This is a genomic window from Blautia sp. 1001283B150304_161114_C9 (genome assembly GCF_015668165.1).
Lineage (GTDB): Bacteria > Bacillota > Clostridia > Lachnospirales > Lachnospiraceae > Blautia_A > Blautia_A wexlerae.
This window is the reverse complement of record NZ_JADPGO010000007.1, coordinates 91,731-107,494: the sequence shown is the minus strand read 5'-3', so window position 1 is coordinate 107,494 and position 15,764 is coordinate 91,731. Positions and strand designations below refer to the sequence as shown.

Sequence of the window (15,764 nt, the reverse complement as noted above, 5' to 3'; positions counted from 1 at the left end):
TTTTTGTAGCTTTGGTAGCTACGAATTTTATAGGCGGATTATCGTCAGAAAGGACATGTAAAAGATGTATCAGGAAAAATCAAAGAAACAGCCGATTTATGACATTGTATACCTCAAACCACTGGAAGGATTTACTGTAGAGGAAGTAACAGAAGAAAAAAAGAAATATCGTTATGAAATTCGTAAACCATCAGACAGGAGCAACCACAAGAATATATATTGATTCTGTTTTGCTCGGAAGCGAAATGATGAAGTATACAGAGGAGTAATTAAGAATATCGAAATGCCAAATTGATAGCATACACTTTGTAGTAATTTGAACGAATAGGAATCATGTAAACTTTATAGGCGGTAATCCGCCGGAAAGGATAATAATCATGAAAATAATGACACAGGATAAAACACGAGTTTTAAATTTTAAAATGACGTGTATCAGTTATGTAAGTAAGAACCGTATTTGTGAGGGTGATTTTGGTATTGCGGAATATGCAAGTCCAGAACGTGCAAAAGAAGTGTTGAATGATATGTTTCAAAAGTATGCAGCAGGAGAAAAAGTTTATATCATGCCGGAGGAGTAAAGTGGATAACACAAAGGAATTAAAGCCGATTTATGACATATTCACTGCTGCCTGGCGAGCATACAGAGAACATTACCCGCCGGGGAATCCGCAGGATGATACATACTGGTCAAAGCTGGTAGATGATCTTCACGAAATAGAATCGCAATATAATTGCCAGTTGTGCCGGGATATCTTGTGCAATGTTGCGTCAGATCTGGAGCGCAAAGCAAAAGTCCTACATCAGTCAAAGTAACTGACGCAGGACCGTATAAAAGGGGTGAGTCTTTCTGTAAGCTATTATACCACAAACAGGACAGGAGGACTCTATACCAATGAGCATCAGAAAAATGAAATTGAAAGATTATGGGATTACGCCGGGACGGGCAGCAGAACTCAAAGAAATGGTAAAAGATAAACAGTATTATTCTTTAGTAATCGAAGCATGCAACAGAGCAAATGACTTTCTTGCTTCGCATCTGGTAAAGAGTTTTACAGAAAGCGTGGGATATCGCCAGATATTCAAAAACAGCAATTCATGTGAACTTCCATGCACTGAAAATGATTTTTATGGTTATAAGCGGAAAGCACTTCATGAATTTGATTTACTGGTGAAAACAGTAGATTTGTAGTAGACGATGCTGGCAGAACCTGACAAAACCCCACATATCACTCTATATGGGAGGAACTTAACAAAACTTAACATTTTGCCTATATAACAATCATCAGTGGGATGCTGGTAAAGTTGAATCAGGTTGCTAAGAAATGCTAAGGTTTTTGTATATATAGCTGAAAACCTTGATGAAACTTGTTTTTCTTATGCAGAGAACATGACAAAACCGTCTGTTTCTCTGTATAGGGAATACATCTTGGAAAAACGTGGAACCTGATTATACATAGCTGATAAATAGGGCTGCAAATAGTTGCATTTCTGTATATATAGTCGAAATGTTTAGTATTTTTTAGTACTTTGACTGCCTAATAAAACTTAGTATTTTGGCTCATATAGGAGAATGTTTTCTATGAAAACTTCAGAAAACCTCATATATTTTTCTGTATAGATCATGGAACCTAACAAAAGCTAACATTTTTGTATGTATAGGTAAAACCTAAAAAAACCTTATATTTTGCGGATATAAGAGCGCAGAACTTAAGAAAACTTAATATTTTTCGGTATATAACTGGATGAACGAATTACAGATTTTTAATTCAGAAGAGTTCGGGGACATCCGAACAGCAGAAATTGACGGTAAACCGTACTTTGTTGGCACTGATGTTGCGAAAGCTCTTGGATACAGTAATCCGAGGAAAGCCATTCTTGACCATTGTAAGGGAGTAACGAAACGCGACACCCCTACATCTAGTGGCATTCAGTCAATGTCATACATAAATGAGGGAGATTTGTACCGCCTGATTATGAAATCAAAACTTCCGTCAGCGGAGAAATTCGAATCATGGGTTATGGATGAAGTTCTTCCAACAATCCGCAAGACAGGTTCCTATAAACCGATGACCATCGCAGAACAGATTCAGTTGCTGGTATTCAGAATTTGTTGACACGATAACGCGCGCGAATAAATTTTGTAACGCGATACGTGCACGAAAAGAATTTAATGACACGATATATGCGGGAGAGTATTCGGAGATTTCGGAGTTCTTAAAAGTCTGGTACATGATTCCAGAATGAACTTCGAACGAACTTCGAGAAAATACATCTCAGATGTTATTGAACTCCGAGCGAACCCCGAGAAATGACCTGCCGTGGGGTGGTAAAACACCACCTCACAGATTCATCGAACTCCGAGCGAACCCCGAGAAATGACCTTTTAATGAGTCAGTAAACAAAGAGCGAACAGAGAGAACATGAACAATACACGAACAAAACAAAAAGGAGATTTTTATGAATGGATGTAACGAAAATGCAATTGAATTTATGACTAATGGTACTAAAGCAACATTAACATTCTCTCAGGGCCGGTATAAGTCAGTAATCCGCAAGCTGTCAGAGAAACATCCTGATGATTGTCAGATTATTGCGGATAATGAGGACGGAAGTATTTGTGCTCATGTTCCGGTAGCCTGGATCCGGATTTCTCCTCCGAAACAGTATACAGAGGAACAGCGTCAGCAGATGGGAGAACGGATGAGACGTAATGTGTCTGAAAATAAAGGAGTACAGGAATAAAACAGAGTAAAAATCAATTGTAATGCAACTAAGGTAAAGTTGTAGGGGTAAGGGAATAAAAAGGCTAAATGAGCCGATAAAACAGAGAGAAGAGATAATGTCGGTATTGAATAAAATCCTGCTGCCGAACCTACGGTTCAATAAAAGACCTATTATGAGAAATACGGTCATTTACGGTCATGTGTTATTACTGATTTTTGGGTATTGGTCTGATTGAAGCAGTGAGGAAGCAGTGAAAAGTTATAAAAAGGGGTATCCACTATTTTGAGGATTCCTGTTATTGATAATGAAACCGCAGGAAAGCCGCACAAAGCCGTGACGAACCCGTGAGAAATGGAATTAAAGCGGCGAGGAAGCGGCGAGAACTCAGAGTGTTCGAGCAGGCGAGGAACAAGCGAGAATATCAGATTGAATTGTGATCTTTGCGAAAGGCCAGTTGCCTTTGAACTGTCGATGAACAGTCGAAATAACAAAAACGCCCAAAAGTGGTAGAGAGCTGTTCTCACAAAATGTGAGATAATATATGTATCACAATAGGACAGGAGATGATATATGTGATTTTACTTAACATGTTGATGTTGATTGCAGTCATGGAATTAGCAGCTATTTATGATGCGGTAAGGGGGAAAGACAATGAGACGTATCAGAATGAAGAAAAGTAGAAAATATGAACAGGACAAGCTTCAGGCGGCAATAAATGCTTCTGCCAGACGGGCACTTGATGATTTGGAGAAGTCATCGGGAATGCTTTCTGTAACGATTGAAGCATTAAGACAGGGTCTTCCAGAACTGGCAGAAAAATATAGAAAACTTGCGCAGGATTACAGGGAACTTCAGAGACTTGAAACGGAACTTCAAAAATATGAGGGAGAGGCGATAAGTAATGGCAGAGAAGATAACATTTAATACAGGTGCTAAGAACTATGAGATTGTAGATCAGGATGGAAATGAGCTGGGAGTATTCCGGTTTATTCCTACAGATGTTGGAATCTTAAACAGATATAAAGAGACAGCAGCGTTTTTCGCAAGTGTAGGTGACAAAATAAAAGGGGAGGACTTGGAAGAGATTCTTCCTGAGCTGGAGAAAGAAGCCGGGGAAAAGATAGATTTCCTGTTTGGTGCTCCTGTATCGGAGAACTTCTTTAAAATTACTCATCCGTTTACAATTCTGGAAGATGGACAGACATTTGCCGAACAGATTATCACTGTAATTGGCGGAATCATTGAAAAGGAATTAGCCGAAAGAGAAGAGAAGCAGCAGGAACGGATTGACAAATATACTGCTAAATACACGAAAAAAGACGAAACAAAATAAGAAAATGCGGGCTGTTCTGGAAACAGGATAGCCCTAATTTATAACTCGGTACTGGTAATTTGAAACTGGTACCCTGACCTCAAATAGTCGGGAGGTAGATAATATGGCAGCTGATGGCTCAATCATCATTGATACCAGGATTCAGACAGAAGGTCTTTCCAAAGGATTAAATACGATCAAGGCAGGAATGACAAGAATTACTGCTCAGGTATCAAAAATGGGAGAAACAGCAAAAAATTCATTTCAAAGGCAGATTGCAACAGTTAACAGCCTTTATCAAAGCTATGAAAAGCAGGAAAGAAAAGTTGCTGAATTAAAATCTAAACTGGATGAGCTGGGTAAAAGCAAAATAGAAACAGAAGGATACAAGCTGATTTCGGATCAGATCAAGGCTCTTGAGGCAGATTTTGAAAAAGTAGAATCTAAACAGCGCGAATGGATTGATATGGGATTTCCGATTGATTCTGGGCCTATCAAAGAACTGGATAAGCAGTTGGATGAAATATGGGCGGACATGAAGAGGCTGCAGAACAAACAGAAGGGGATGCAGGTATCCGGCAGCGCGTACATAGATCCTAAATCGACAGATGCCTATAAAAATACATTGCAGAAGTACGATGAGGAATCACAGAAGCTGGAACGTACAAACGGAAGGCTGTATTCTTCATACAATAATCTAAAGAAAAAAGTAGAGGAATATCAAAAAAAGAACAATAAGCTAGTTCTGGCAATGCAGAATCTGCAGAAAGCTGCTGCACGTGTAGGTGCAGTCATGAAGAACATTGGCTCTGCTTTAAAGAGCGCAGGATCAGCCGTAAAAAGCATGGTCTCTGCTATGAAAAAAGCAGTGGAATCTATGCTTAATTTCGATAAGCAGACAAAACGCTCCAAGGCAGGTCTGGGCAAGATGCTGGGAATGTCACTATTGTTTTCGGGCATGTTCCGGGCTATAAATGCTGTTGGTGACGGAGTAAAGACGGGAATTCAGAATCTTGCTAAGTATTCTAATACTGCAAACACAGCAATGTCTTCATTGATGTCCAGTATGACAAGATTAAAGAATTCTTTTGCAACAGCATTCGCGCCAATATTGACAACAGTTGCACCGATTCTTGTTAAGTTTATTAACCTTATGTCAGATGCGGTTACCCGCGTAGGTATGCTGATTGCAGCATTAACCGGGCAAAAAACTTTTACAAAAGCAATAGGCGTTCAGGAAGACTATGCTGCCAGCTTGGATAAAACAGCGGATAGCGCTAAGAAAGCCGCAAAGGAAGTAAAAGGATATCTTAGCCCGATTGATGAACTTAATAGATATGATGATGGCGTAAACAGTGCGGGGACAATCGGCGGGAACAAATATACTGGTCCATCTGCCGGTGATATGTTTGAAGAAGTTCCTATCACAAGTTCTATAAAGGGAATTGCTGATAAGATCCGAAAGCTCATTAAAAAAGAGGACTGGGAAGGACTGGGGGCTTATATTGCCAGTGGCATTGATAAAGGCCTGCAGAAAATTTATGATGTGATTAATTGGAACAATGTTGGCCCAAAGATCACAAAATTTTGCGATGCTTTTACAAGAACATTTAATAGCCTGGTTGATCATATTGATTGGGATTTGTTAGGACGTACTGTAGGAGCTGGTATTAATACCCTTGTGAATACCCTGAATCTTCTGATTACAGGAATAAATTGGAAGAATCTTGGAAAGAAATTTGCAGAAGGTATTACCGGTCTGGTTCGTGAGGTGAACTGGAATAATCTTGGACAGCTGCTTGGCAATATGTTCATGATTTCCTGGAAGATATTCAGCGGATTTGTTCATAATCTTCCTTATGCTGATATTGGAAAGGCGGTTGCGGATGCACTGAACGGTGTTTTTTCGACTGTTTCATTTTCAGAGATAGGAGATGTACTTGCTACTGGACTTAACGGTGCGTTTACAACTCTTTACAATTTTGCTGTCAATTTCAACTGGAAACAGATGGTTGATAATATTGCGGGCGGAATCAATACTTTTGTATCAAAATTTGATTGGAAAGGCAATGGACAGAAACTGGAAATATTCCTGAACAATTTATGTACTTCTTTGGTTGAACTGGCTCAAAAAACAAATTGGGAAGAAGTAGGGAAAGGAATAGGGACATTCTTAAGCCAGATTGATTGGAGCAAACATCTGTGGCAGGTCATTGAAGCAATCAAAACAACGATTGGAGGTCTGTTTGATGGGTTGGAAGAGGGCGGCACAGCCGGCAAAATAGCGGCTTTTCTCGGAAAAGCATTTATTGCTGTAAAGATTGCGGATATAACAGGGATTGGCAGTCTGGTAAAGTTGCTGATTGGAGCAATAGGAAAGAAGATAATCGGATCTGAAGCAGTAGCGGCTCTTTCTGGAAGTTTGACATCTGTACTGGGAAAAGCTGCCAGTGCGGCAGCGGGCGGATTTACTTCCCTTGCCTCATCTCTTGCCCCATTGGTAGGAACAGCGGGATTGATCGCAGCGGTAGCTACGGCGGCAATTGTAGGAACAGAAAAGCTGGCAGGATTTATAGAAACCTTACAGGGTGGAAACGGTGTTCTGACACAGGCGGGTGGATATCTGCATGATTATGCTGGGGCAATGAGTTCCTCGAATGTAATAACCCAAAAGCAGGCAGAAGATCTCTGGAAGCTGATTGAAGCCGATGAAAGTGCGGGAAAATCAAATGCTGAAATGTATGACAGTTTTATCCATAAGTTGGCAGAATATGGCATATCTGCTGAGCAGGCGAAAGCAATACTTGAACAATATGGTGCTCAGGCAGGCGTAACAGGTACCTTCGTAGAAGATATGACCAATAAAGTGCTGGCATTGGGACAGGGATTCTCTGAAAGTGCAGGACAGATTGATCTCTCTTCGCTGAGCGCGAAAGAAGCAATTAGTGTTTTATCGGACACTCTTTATACATTAAGCCTGAAAGGGAATGAATTTAGCGGAACCTATCAGGGAGTCAGAAGCCAGCTTCAGGACACTGGCGGAAGTGCCAAGAGCGCGCAGGATGCTTTGAACATGGTTTACACTGCTTTGAAGAATGCAGGTGTACCACTGGATGATCTGAATGCAGCATTAGGGGCAGAGTTCCCGGCAGCAACTACGGCGGTTACCACAGCAGTAGATACCAATATTGTCGGAGCGCAGGAGAAGATTTCTTCATCAATAAAGACTGCTCAGACTGATGTGGAAGAGGCTACAGCCGGAATTAAGTCCAGTACAGAAGAAAATTTTGCAGGAGTAAATGATTCTACAGTGCTTAACTGGGGAAATTCTGCAAAAGAAGTGAAAATGAATGTACGAGCCATGAAGATACAGGCCAACTTAAGCCTTGGTGAGATGACCAAAGGTGTTAAGAGTCAGTTCCAGAGTCAGTATAACATCATGACAAGAAAATGGAAAAACGCCAGTGACGAAATCAATAGGACGGTTGGAGGCATGTCAGGCTCGATTGACAAAAGTCTTTCTTCCTTAGTTGGCAAAGTAGAAAGCTATGGATCCAGAATGGAAAGTGGTCTTTCCGGAGCAATATCCAGGGCGGCAGATAGAATCAGCACTACATTGAATAATATTATATCTAAAGTAAACGGTATGATTAATAACATAAACAGTGCAATCTCGGGAATTGAAAGAGGCTTTACGTTTTCATATAATGTACAGCTTCCTAATGGTGGACGCCGATGGGGAAATTATTCCATGAGCCTTCCAAGAGTAAACTCAGTTCCGTATCTGGCCAGTGGCGCAGTTATTCCGCCAAGGTCAGAATTCCTTGCGGTATTAGGCGACCAGAAGAAAGGTAATAACTTGGAAGCGCCGGAAAGCCTGTTGCGACAGATCGTCCGGGAAGAGTCAGGAAAAGGACAGGGAGATGGAAACACTTACAATGTTACAGTCAATGCATCTGGCAGAAAATTACTGGATATTATTATCAGTGAAGCTGAAATGAGGAGACGCAGAAACGGGAAAAACCCATTTGAGTTAGCATAAAGAAAAATGGGGCACAGGAACAACTTAAAGCGGAGCAAAGAAAGGAAGAAATTATGCGAACCAGAGAAGCAACTTATACAGATTATGGATTTAAAAAGGGAGAGGAAAAACAGTTGAAGCAGTATTGTCTGGATCTGGAACTGCCGGACAAGCTTCTGCTGTTACAATGTGCGCATGAATGCAATCCTATGGTTGAGGATGATCTCTTCTACAGTATATCCAAGGGCGTGGCATTTCAGGTCCTTGCCAGAAAAGGGATTGATCAGAATTACAAATGCCATGCAGATGTTTATGGATACAAACGAAAAACACTGGCATTATTCAGATCTGCACTGCAGGCATGTGGAAGATATCCATTTTAGCAATAGAATGGAAAATTAGGTGGAAATATTACAGTACTGCAAGGATACGGGGCTGTATATAATACATGCGAATGGATAACGAAGCGTGAGGAAAGCGTGAAGAATCAGCATTATGGTGGAAAAAGGTGGAGTCTCTGCCATATACAGTCCAAAAGCAATAACATATTTACTCATGGTTGTTGAGAAATGTTGAGATTTTTTATATGTAGCCCCATAACAGTACAGTTATTTCCAAGATAGAACTTGAAAAAACTTGAAGTATTGGCTTATATAGCTCGGAAAAATAATTGCAGAGCGGAAAGGAGCGTTGTTATAGACGATTTAGTATATCTTAAAAATGAACAGGCAGTATGTGATAGTTTACAGGTAGCGGAGAAATTTGAAATGCGGCATGATAATGTATTACGTGCTATTGATAATTTGCAGAAATCGCTCCTCAATTTTGAGGAGCCCTCAAAGATGTTTGTTGTCAGCAAAAGAAAGGCAGATGATGGACAGTATCATAAAATGTACCTGATGAACCGTGACGGTTTTTCGCTCTTGGTAATGGGATTTACCGGAAAGAATGCCCTTGAATGGAAATTGCAATATATTCGAGCGTTTAAGCAGATGGAAAACTTCATTCGTGAGAAATCAACCCAAAGATGGATTGAAACCCGGAAAGCAGGTAAGTTTACCAGAAAAGTAGAAACCGATGCTATTCAGAAGCTTGTATCCTATGCACAAGAGCAGGGGAGCGATCATGCGGAAATGCTTTATGCGACTTATACCAGACTTGCAAATAAAATGGCTGGAATTAGTAAAAGAGATGAAGCTACGGTGATGCAGTTAAATAATCTGTCTTTAATGGAGAATATTATCTTGCATGAAATTGATATGGGAATCATGAAAGGGAAACACTATAAGGAAATATATAAAGACTGCAAGGAACGTCTTGAGACGGTGAAAGACCTGGCGTATTTAGAAGCAGTATAGAAAGGAGAGGCAAAATATGAGTGCAGTTGACGACTACATCAAAGAAAACGCAGAAATACATAAATTCGCCGCAGAAGTGGCGAGAATCATCTCAGGAATACCGCAGATGCCGGAGTTCTCAAATGAAAGAATAACCGTAGAAGATGTAAGCAAAATGACAGGAATCCCTGTTTCATCTGTTAGAGCAGGAATTGTGTATGGATGGCTCCCAGTTGGCGTAGCTATTCAGAACAACAAGCCAGCTAAAAGCCTTTCCGGTGGTAGCCGAATCACATACATCGTATCACCACGAAAAGTCTACGAGGTAACGGGACATGTTTGGAGGGGAAAAGAAGCGTTAAAAAAGAAAAATAAAACTGATGAACATATTGAAGAATGAATAAGGCAGCAGTTTATAGTAAATTGACAAATTCCTGAAGCTGGCATATAATATACTTATCAAGACAGCCAGTAAGGGAAGTCAAGGTTCCCCGTCCTGGCAAGATATATGTTTAAGACGTAGCCGCCTATTCTTTACCAGAGAGCAGGGCGGCTATTTCTTATGTGTGTATGTAAGGATAGATACAATTAAGCTGGCTGTTGTCAGGATTATCATAAATATCTCGTAATCGCTCATAAGCATCCCCTCCTGTCAAGGCTCAGGATCAGGGGAACCACAGCCGCTCTACTGGCTGCCTGGATAAATATACTGTATTCAGTTCTAGCTTATCGAAATCCCATGTTTTATTGCTTGATCTTTAAGTTTGAGAAAATTTTTTGTTTGAGCATTTTTCATTCTGCTATAAGCACTAAAAGATTTGGGAGCCAGTTCAGGTAATTCATAAAAAATATGATAGTATTCTTTACGCATCAAATTTTTCTTATGAAATGCCTCCTGCTGTTTTATGTATTCAGGATTATCTTTTATGTGATTGATCAATTGCTGATAGTTTGCATCATAATCAAGTACGGAATATATATATTTCTCAGCCTTGTCAGCTTCGTCAAACATTCCCATTTCTACGTGCCATTGTACTATCCGGTAAAAATGACTTTCCTCCCAAGACAAAGGATGGGCGAGCATTAATTCGGTGCATTTCCATAAACAGGCAGAACACATTATTTTATCTTTGCGATTATAAAAGCTTCCAGCTTTCATTCTTAAAACATAATCTAAATTTCCAGTAACGCCATATCCCTCCATTATATTTTGATGTGCCGGGAATTTTGGTACAGGAATGCGCTTTAAATCATCCAGATTCTCCAGATCATATTTTACTCCATCTGAAACCAGATATCTGGCATCGTACCAACTTTCTTTATCGGTGGGATATACTTTGTACATCTCTCCATTTTTGAAATAGATGGTTTGAGCATCAGGAACATCGTCGGATGATGAATTGAAAACACTTTTAATTTTATTAAAAAGGCTCATAGAATCCTCCTATGCAAATGGAATAGTAAATATCAGGTATTGTTTTATTTTTTTACGATGGAAAGGCGGTAGGTGACATGATGATCTTCGGATGGTGGATTCTGAAAGACTTCCTCATCAACCTTCAGATTTGTCCAGTCATCTGTTTGAATTACACCGTCAATCAATTCTACCCGGATAAAATCAGGCAGATTCATAATATCATCATAGGTGTATAAACGTTTTGCCATGAGAGCACATCCTTTCGTGAATAATATTAGTTATGCGTTGTCACGTTCCATCCGTTGATCAACTGCTTTTTTGATATAACCGTTTACGGATTCTCCGGCAGCAGTCGCAGCGGCTTTGATTTCTTCGTATTTTTCCTTTTGGACATCAAGAGGAATACGTTTAAGTTTATTTTTTGCATATTCGATATCATATTTGGCTTTAGTTGAAATTTCAGGCATTAGAGATTTCCTCCTTGAGATACTTGTATGTATTTATTTAAAATGTCTCTATCCCATAAAAGAACGTTTGTTTTCTGGGCAAGATCTTTTGCTTGTCTGGTGAAATAGCGATTTGTCATTACTACTGGAACATGGCAATTATAATATCTACATCCGGAAAAGGCTTCTTGCACTGCTTTGTTTCCGATATCAGAAGAATAACATTTGCACTGTATGCCATATTTTACACCGCCTTTCTCGGCAAGAACATCGATTCCCTGATCTCCACTACCTTGTGTAACACTAACATTGTAGAAACCATTATTTTTGAGCAGCTCAGCACAATAATATTCGAAGTCGTGTCCTTCCATTGTATCGTAGACAGGAATTTGTGGTTCTGGTGATACATAAGATTCAACAGTGTCTTCTGGTTCAGAAGCGGATTCAGGAGCATAATCACTTTTGCTATATGACGGAATAATTGGTTCTACGTCATTAGAATCAGTAGAATTTGTTTTGATGATTCCTGAAAAAGTTCTGACTATAGAAGAAATAATGGTGCATACAAGAGCTATTATTACGGCACCAGGAACAAATATAACTAAAGTAGCAACAAGTCCGGCTATAATATGTGAACTGTCTTTCTGAAAACCAGTAATTGTAATGTAAACCATAAAAATAAGCCATAAAGCCGTAAAAAATGCTGTGACTTTGTGGTGAATGTAAAATGTTGTGATTTTTTTCAAATCTCTCTCTCCCTATAGTTGATTTTAATACTTCAAAATTATATCAAAAAGATGAAACTGTGTACATAGTAAAAAGATACAAAAAACTACGTACATATTTGTAAAAAAAGTCAATAGACAGGTAACTACGTACATAGTATACTATAATCAGTTCAAGGGAACAGAACAACAGCGAAGAGTGAAAATGAAGTGATTGTAAGATGTACCAAAGACACTAACATAACACCGGGCAAGGGTAAGGGGATAATGAGACGGTCGAGAAACCTTAGATAGCTTTAAGACCTGCCGGGGCTGTTGGGAATTCCGATAAAAGGAGGGATAAGAACATGAAGTACAACTTATCAAAGATCATGTTGAAAGCATGGAAAGTTTACCGCAAGACAAAGAATATCAGCTTTGCAGAAGCACTTCACAGAGCATGGTTATCTGCAAAGGCAGAAGAAATCAATGCAAAGAGAATCGAAGATGCGAAACATGCAGCAGGAATCACAGAGGAAACCAATACCTTTGCTAAGTGGAAAGAGCTTGGTTATAAGGTAAAGCATGGAGCATCAGCATTATTCGGATGTTCTCTTATCTGGGGAAGCAGGGGAGACGGCGCAGAATACAAGGCAAGTTTCTTTGGAAAGTCTCAGGTAGAAGCAATTTAATAAAAAAGCCCTTACCAGAGCGGCAACTCTGATAAAGGCAAAGCAACCCGACAACCGACTAAAATTGAGGGGCTGTGCGTATTATAACATACTCATTCCCCTCAGACAACAAAAGAAAGGAATGGACAGAATGATATCAGTAATGGACGTTCTTATGATTTTTGCAGGTGGATTTATATCTGCTAAAGTATGTGATTATGTACACGAATTAGAACGAGAGGAGAATGAAGCATGAGCAAAGAAAAAACATTAAGAATATCAGAAGAAACAGAAGTGATGCAGGCCACAGGTGTTCCGGCACAGGAGACAGAAGAAGTAAGCACAGCTCTTGCAACAGAGATTATCGCAGATCTCAAGAAACAGCTGGAGGAAGCAAAGGAAGAAGCGAAAGAATGGGAAGAAAGTTGGAATATGTGTCGTGAGCAGGTTCGAGCATTGTCCAGGCAGTCAGATATTATTAGCATGGTGTTAAGGATGGATAATGTAGAACTATTAGATTTAGCTTTTGGATTTGTTAGAGGATGTTATAACCAGCAGATTAAAAAGGAACAGGAGGCAGAAAACAATGGAGAAATGTAATTTAACTCAGGTTCCTTGCAGAAAGGCAATTATGGACGTTGTCCAGGCTAACAAAGATAGAAGATCATTACAGCACATCTATGAGCTGGCAGAACTCTTTCGGATAGCTTGTTCCGGCAATGAAGCATTTATGGAATTATCAGAGGAAGATCAGGAGCGTTTCTGGCTGATTACAGATGCTTTAATGATGAATGATCCGGAAGATCTCAAGAGGGTACATAACCTTGCAAATTATTTGATGGTAAAGCGAATAAAGGACAATGCAAAAGTGGCGGAGGCATAACATGGACTACAAAAAGCAGATAATTGAGATGCTGGAGAAGATAGATAACATTTATTGGCTAAGGTCAATCTATGTATTCATGAAAACGCTGATAGGATAGTTGTACGGAGGTATAGCATGGATTATAAAAAAGAAATTGGAAATCTCTTGAATGAAATCCAGAGTGAGAAATTTCTGAAATTTTTGTATAACGTAATTGTCTCATTTAAGAGACAGTGGGGGTACTAATATGGATTACAAGAAAGAAACTATTGAGATATTACAGAAGGTAAATGATGATAGCCTGCTTGAATTCTTCTATAGATTCATTGCCAGAGTATTAAAGAACAGGGGATATTGATATGGATTACAAAGAAGAAACTATTAAACTGATTCAGAAATGTAATGATCTTCACTGGCTGAAAGTAATTCATGCTTATGTTTTAAGATTGTTGGGATAATCAGAGGGGCGGCGGACTGCTGCCCTGCCTTAATATTAAGAAAGGAATTACTATGGCGAGAAAAGACATTAAAGGCAGAAACCTCCGCGTAGGTGAATACTACGATGAAAAGAATCAGCGATATATGTTCCGTAAAATGGTTGATGGAGAGCGTGTGACAATTACAGCTGCCAATCTGGCAGATCTCCGTAAGCAGGAGAATGATTTGCTATGTAAGATTGATAAAGGGGCAAGGTTCAACACAAAGAAAGCAAAAGAGACATTAAATCAGTATTTTGATTACTGGTTTGAGACATTTGCCAAGAGCGGGCGAAAAGCGACAACCTGCACCAACTATAAATCCTATTACAATACATATATTAGAAAAACAATAGGCAAGAAGCCAATCTGTAAGATTGAAAAGGTGGACTGCCAGAAAATCGTCAATGGAATGATTAAGGATGGAAAGAAAACTTCTACCATGACGAATTTAAAAAGCTGTTTAAATGCAGTATTTGAATGTGCAGTGGATGAAGATGTGATACTGAAGAATCCGGCCAGAAATCTCCAGATACCTCAGACAGGAGCAAAGAAACGTACAGCAATAGAATCAGATCAGATAAAGCTGTTTATGGATTATGTAAAGACAAGTCCCCAGTATTCTTATGCTTATCCAGAATTTATTTTCTTATTTAATACAGGAGTAAGGATAGGAGAGCTTGCCGGGCTTACATGGGATAACGTAGATTTTAAAAATAATATGCTTACCATTGATAAGACGGTCAACCGTTACCGGAAAAAAGACTTCGGTTTTACTATGGCGTTGGCTTCTCCGAAGAGCAGAACATCAGTCAGAACGATTCCGATGAATAATGAGGTACGAAAAATGCTTCTGAAAGAAAAAATGAGGAATGCAGGTCCTACGATGTCAATTCCTTTTGTAGATGATTCCGGAAACATCAGGAGGCAGGTATCGGACATTGTATTTGCAAATTCTGTTGGGCGTGTCTGGAATGAACCTGGATTCTTAAATCTGATTAACCGAATCATAGAATCATACAACGAAGAAGCAGAGGAAAATGGAAAAGAGAAGCTTGAAAACTTTTGTCCTCACATGGCAAGACATACATATACCACATTGGCATATTCTGCCGGAGCTGATGTTAAGGCTGTCAGTGAGATTCTGGGGCATGCATCAACATCTGTGACAATTGACACTTATGCACATCTGACAGAGGAGAAAAAGCGAAAACAGGAAGAGGTGATAAAGACGATAAAGGTGCTGTAATGGCGCCTTTTTTTCTGGCCTTTTTGTGACAATTTCTGTGACAAATTTTGTGACAAAGATGACACGAGACGGAGTAAGACAAAAAGATGGCAAATCAGAGAAGTGTTGATTTTACGCAGGATAACACAAGACAAAACAAGATAAAATTTAGTTCGTCAAGAGAAAATGCTTGACAGCACATTGGAAATAGGTTAATATAGTCAAGGTGATTACAGATGGAGAAGTTTGTAGAGCAAGGTTATTTATATGATTTTTATGGAGAACTTCTGACAGAGAGACAGCAGCAGGTTTATGAGAGCGTGGTGCTGGAGGATTACTCGCTGAGTGAAGTCGCAGAGGATCTGGGCATCAGCAGACAGGGTGTGCATGATATGATCAAGAGATGCAACAAGACCCTTGAAGAGTATGAACAGAAGCTTCATCTTGTAGAGAAATTCCTGAATATACGGGCGCAGGTAAAGCAGATCCGTGTACTTGCCCGGGAATATCATTCCGATGAAATTGTAAATATTTCCAATGAGATTTTAGAGGAGTTATAACAT

General features: G+C 39.5%; 20 protein-coding genes and 1 pseudogene. 17 read left to right on the top strand and 4 right to left on the bottom strand.

Annotation, left to right across the window (positions count from 1 at the left end):
- The first annotated feature begins 64 nt into the window (after positions 1-64).
- The 12 genes and pseudogenes from I4V44_RS05705 to I4V44_RS05650 all read left to right on the top strand — a co-directional run bounded on the left by I4V44_RS05705 (position 65) and on the right by I4V44_RS05650 (position 9,794).
- On the top strand, positions 65-223 hold the full coding sequence (locus I4V44_RS05705) for a hypothetical protein (protein ID WP_196002467.1): 159 nt from the start codon (positions 65-67) through the stop codon (positions 221-223).
- A gap of 154 nt (positions 224-377) precedes the next feature.
- Entirely contained in the window at positions 378-578 is a 201-nt protein-coding gene (locus tag I4V44_RS05700; protein WP_196002466.1) for a hypothetical protein, read from the top strand.
- A 1-nt stretch (position 579) separates the two neighbouring features.
- The gene (locus tag I4V44_RS05695; RefSeq protein WP_196002465.1) at positions 580-813 is read left to right on the top strand and encodes a hypothetical protein; all 234 of its coding nucleotides are present in this window, start codon (positions 580-582) and stop codon (positions 811-813) included.
- A gap of 79 nt (positions 814-892) precedes the next feature.
- Positions 893-1,189, top strand: coding sequence for a hypothetical protein (locus I4V44_RS05690; RefSeq protein ID WP_196002464.1), 297 nt, complete (start codon positions 893-895; stop codon positions 1,187-1,189).
- Positions 1,190-1,742: 553 nt separating this feature from the next.
- Positions 1,743-2,060: pseudogene (locus tag I4V44_RS05685) on the top strand (BRO-N domain-containing protein); the annotation flags it as partial.
- Positions 2,061-2,457: 397 nt separating this feature from the next.
- A complete protein-coding gene (locus I4V44_RS05680) occupies positions 2,458-2,742 on the top strand; it encodes a hypothetical protein (RefSeq protein WP_178703850.1) in 285 nt (94 codons plus the stop codon).
- 633 nt (positions 2,743-3,375) lie between these two features.
- Positions 3,376-3,648, top strand: coding sequence for a hypothetical protein (locus tag I4V44_RS05675; RefSeq protein WP_196002462.1), 273 nt, complete (start codon positions 3,376-3,378; stop codon positions 3,646-3,648).
- On the top strand, positions 3,626-4,057 hold the full coding sequence (locus I4V44_RS05670; RefSeq protein WP_196002461.1) for a hypothetical protein: 432 nt from the start codon (positions 3,626-3,628) through the stop codon (positions 4,055-4,057). The genes I4V44_RS05675 and I4V44_RS05670 overlap by 23 nt, the downstream gene beginning before the upstream one ends.
- A 103-nt stretch (positions 4,058-4,160) precedes the next feature.
- Complete coding sequence (locus tag I4V44_RS05665; protein ID WP_196002460.1) at positions 4,161-8,078, top strand: hypothetical protein; 3,918 nt, start codon at positions 4,161-4,163, stop codon at positions 8,076-8,078.
- Positions 8,079-8,131: 53 nt separating this feature from the next.
- On the top strand, positions 8,132-8,440 hold the full coding sequence (locus tag I4V44_RS05660; RefSeq protein ID WP_022380613.1) for a hypothetical protein: 309 nt from the start codon (positions 8,132-8,134) through the stop codon (positions 8,438-8,440).
- A gap of 243 nt (positions 8,441-8,683) precedes the next feature.
- A complete protein-coding gene (locus I4V44_RS05655; protein ID WP_243176367.1) occupies positions 8,684-9,415 on the top strand; it encodes a Rha family transcriptional regulator in 732 nt (243 codons plus the stop codon).
- A 16-nt stretch (positions 9,416-9,431) separates the two neighbouring features.
- Entirely contained in the window at positions 9,432-9,794 is a 363-nt protein-coding gene (locus I4V44_RS05650; protein WP_118587296.1) for a hypothetical protein, read from the top strand.
- A 321-nt stretch (positions 9,795-10,115) separates the two neighbouring features.
- Here the strand turns inward: I4V44_RS05650 and I4V44_RS05645 are convergent, their stop codons facing one another.
- The 4 genes from I4V44_RS05645 to I4V44_RS05630 are packed head-to-tail and all read right to left on the bottom strand — an operon-like array spanning position 10,116 to position 12,003.
- Positions 10,116-10,829 carry a hypothetical protein gene (locus I4V44_RS05645; protein WP_118587298.1) on the bottom strand — a complete coding sequence of 238 codons (714 nt, stop codon included), beginning with the start codon at positions 10,827-10,829 and terminating at the stop codon, positions 10,116-10,118.
- A 44-nt stretch (positions 10,830-10,873) separates the two neighbouring features.
- Entirely contained in the window at positions 10,874-11,059 is a 186-nt protein-coding gene (locus tag I4V44_RS05640) for a hypothetical protein (protein ID WP_196002459.1), read from the bottom strand.
- A 30-nt stretch (positions 11,060-11,089) separates the two neighbouring features.
- On the bottom strand, positions 11,090-11,278 hold the full coding sequence (locus tag I4V44_RS05635; RefSeq protein ID WP_118046005.1) for a hypothetical protein: 189 nt from the start codon (positions 11,276-11,278) through the stop codon (positions 11,090-11,092).
- Positions 11,278-12,003 (bottom strand): restriction endonuclease, encoded by a 726-nt coding sequence (locus tag I4V44_RS05630; protein WP_227240330.1) that lies wholly within the window; start codon positions 12,001-12,003, stop codon positions 11,278-11,280. The genes I4V44_RS05635 and I4V44_RS05630 overlap by 1 nt, the downstream gene beginning before the upstream one ends.
- 326 nt (positions 12,004-12,329) lie before the next feature.
- Between I4V44_RS05630 and I4V44_RS05625 the strand changes: the two genes are divergently transcribed.
- From I4V44_RS05625 to ylxM, 5 genes are all read left to right on the top strand, one after another.
- Positions 12,330-12,653 (top strand): hypothetical protein, encoded by a 324-nt coding sequence (locus tag I4V44_RS05625; RefSeq protein WP_196002458.1) that lies wholly within the window; start codon positions 12,330-12,332, stop codon positions 12,651-12,653.
- Between the two features lie 231 nt (positions 12,654-12,884).
- The gene (locus I4V44_RS05620) at positions 12,885-13,232 is read left to right on the top strand and encodes a hypothetical protein (RefSeq protein ID WP_055149864.1); all 348 of its coding nucleotides are present in this window, start codon (positions 12,885-12,887) and stop codon (positions 13,230-13,232) included.
- On the top strand, positions 13,219-13,515 hold the full coding sequence (locus I4V44_RS05615; protein ID WP_196002457.1) for a hypothetical protein: 297 nt from the start codon (positions 13,219-13,221) through the stop codon (positions 13,513-13,515). The genes I4V44_RS05620 and I4V44_RS05615 overlap by 14 nt, the downstream gene beginning before the upstream one ends.
- 492 nt (positions 13,516-14,007) lie before the next feature.
- Positions 14,008-15,222, top strand: coding sequence for a tyrosine-type recombinase/integrase (locus I4V44_RS05610; protein ID WP_196002456.1), 1,215 nt, complete (start codon positions 14,008-14,010; stop codon positions 15,220-15,222).
- A gap of 215 nt (positions 15,223-15,437) precedes the next feature.
- On the top strand, positions 15,438-15,761 hold the full coding sequence (gene ylxM / locus I4V44_RS05605; protein WP_008704687.1) for a YlxM family DNA-binding protein: 324 nt from the start codon (positions 15,438-15,440) through the stop codon (positions 15,759-15,761).
- Positions 15,762-15,764: the final 3 nt, after the last annotated feature.

Excerpts from the sequence above, each read along its gene's own strand:
- I4V44_RS05610 (WP_196002456.1), top strand. The coding sequence starts at position 14,008 with ATGGCGAGAAAAGACATTAAAGGCAGAAACCTCCGCGTAGGTGAATAC.
- I4V44_RS05665 (WP_196002460.1), top strand. The coding sequence starts at position 4,161 with ATGGCAGCTGATGGCTCAATCATCATTGATACCAGGATTCAGACAGAA.
- I4V44_RS05675 (WP_196002462.1), top strand. The coding sequence starts at position 3,376 with ATGAGACGTATCAGAATGAAGAAAAGTAGAAAATATGAACAGGACAAG.
- ylxM (WP_008704687.1), top strand. The coding sequence starts at position 15,438 with ATGGAGAAGTTTGTAGAGCAAGGTTATTTATATGATTTTTATGGAGAA.
- I4V44_RS05625 (WP_196002458.1), top strand. The coding sequence starts at position 12,330 with ATGAAGTACAACTTATCAAAGATCATGTTGAAAGCATGGAAAGTTTAC.
- I4V44_RS05650 (WP_118587296.1), top strand. The coding sequence starts at position 9,432 with ATGAGTGCAGTTGACGACTACATCAAAGAAAACGCAGAAATACATAAA.
- I4V44_RS05645 (WP_118587298.1), bottom strand. The coding sequence starts at position 10,829 with ATGAGCCTTTTTAATAAAATTAAAAGTGTTTTCAATTCATCATCCGAC.
- I4V44_RS05640 (WP_196002459.1), bottom strand. The coding sequence starts at position 11,059 with ATGGCAAAACGTTTATACACCTATGATGATATTATGAATCTGCCTGAT.
- I4V44_RS05680 (WP_178703850.1), top strand. The coding sequence starts at position 2,458 with ATGAATGGATGTAACGAAAATGCAATTGAATTTATGACTAATGGTACT.
- I4V44_RS05705 (WP_196002467.1), top strand. The coding sequence starts at position 65 with ATGTATCAGGAAAAATCAAAGAAACAGCCGATTTATGACATTGTATAC.
- I4V44_RS05670 (WP_196002461.1), top strand. The coding sequence starts at position 3,626 with ATGGCAGAGAAGATAACATTTAATACAGGTGCTAAGAACTATGAGATT.
- I4V44_RS05635 (WP_118046005.1), bottom strand. The coding sequence starts at position 11,278 with ATGCCTGAAATTTCAACTAAAGCCAAATATGATATCGAATATGCAAAA.
- I4V44_RS05700 (WP_196002466.1), top strand. The coding sequence starts at position 378 with ATGAAAATAATGACACAGGATAAAACACGAGTTTTAAATTTTAAAATG.
- I4V44_RS05660 (WP_022380613.1), top strand. The coding sequence starts at position 8,132 with ATGCGAACCAGAGAAGCAACTTATACAGATTATGGATTTAAAAAGGGA.
- I4V44_RS05615 (WP_196002457.1), top strand. The coding sequence starts at position 13,219 with ATGGAGAAATGTAATTTAACTCAGGTTCCTTGCAGAAAGGCAATTATG.
- I4V44_RS05690 (WP_196002464.1), top strand. The coding sequence starts at position 893 with ATGAGCATCAGAAAAATGAAATTGAAAGATTATGGGATTACGCCGGGA.
- I4V44_RS05620 (WP_055149864.1), top strand. The coding sequence starts at position 12,885 with ATGAGCAAAGAAAAAACATTAAGAATATCAGAAGAAACAGAAGTGATG.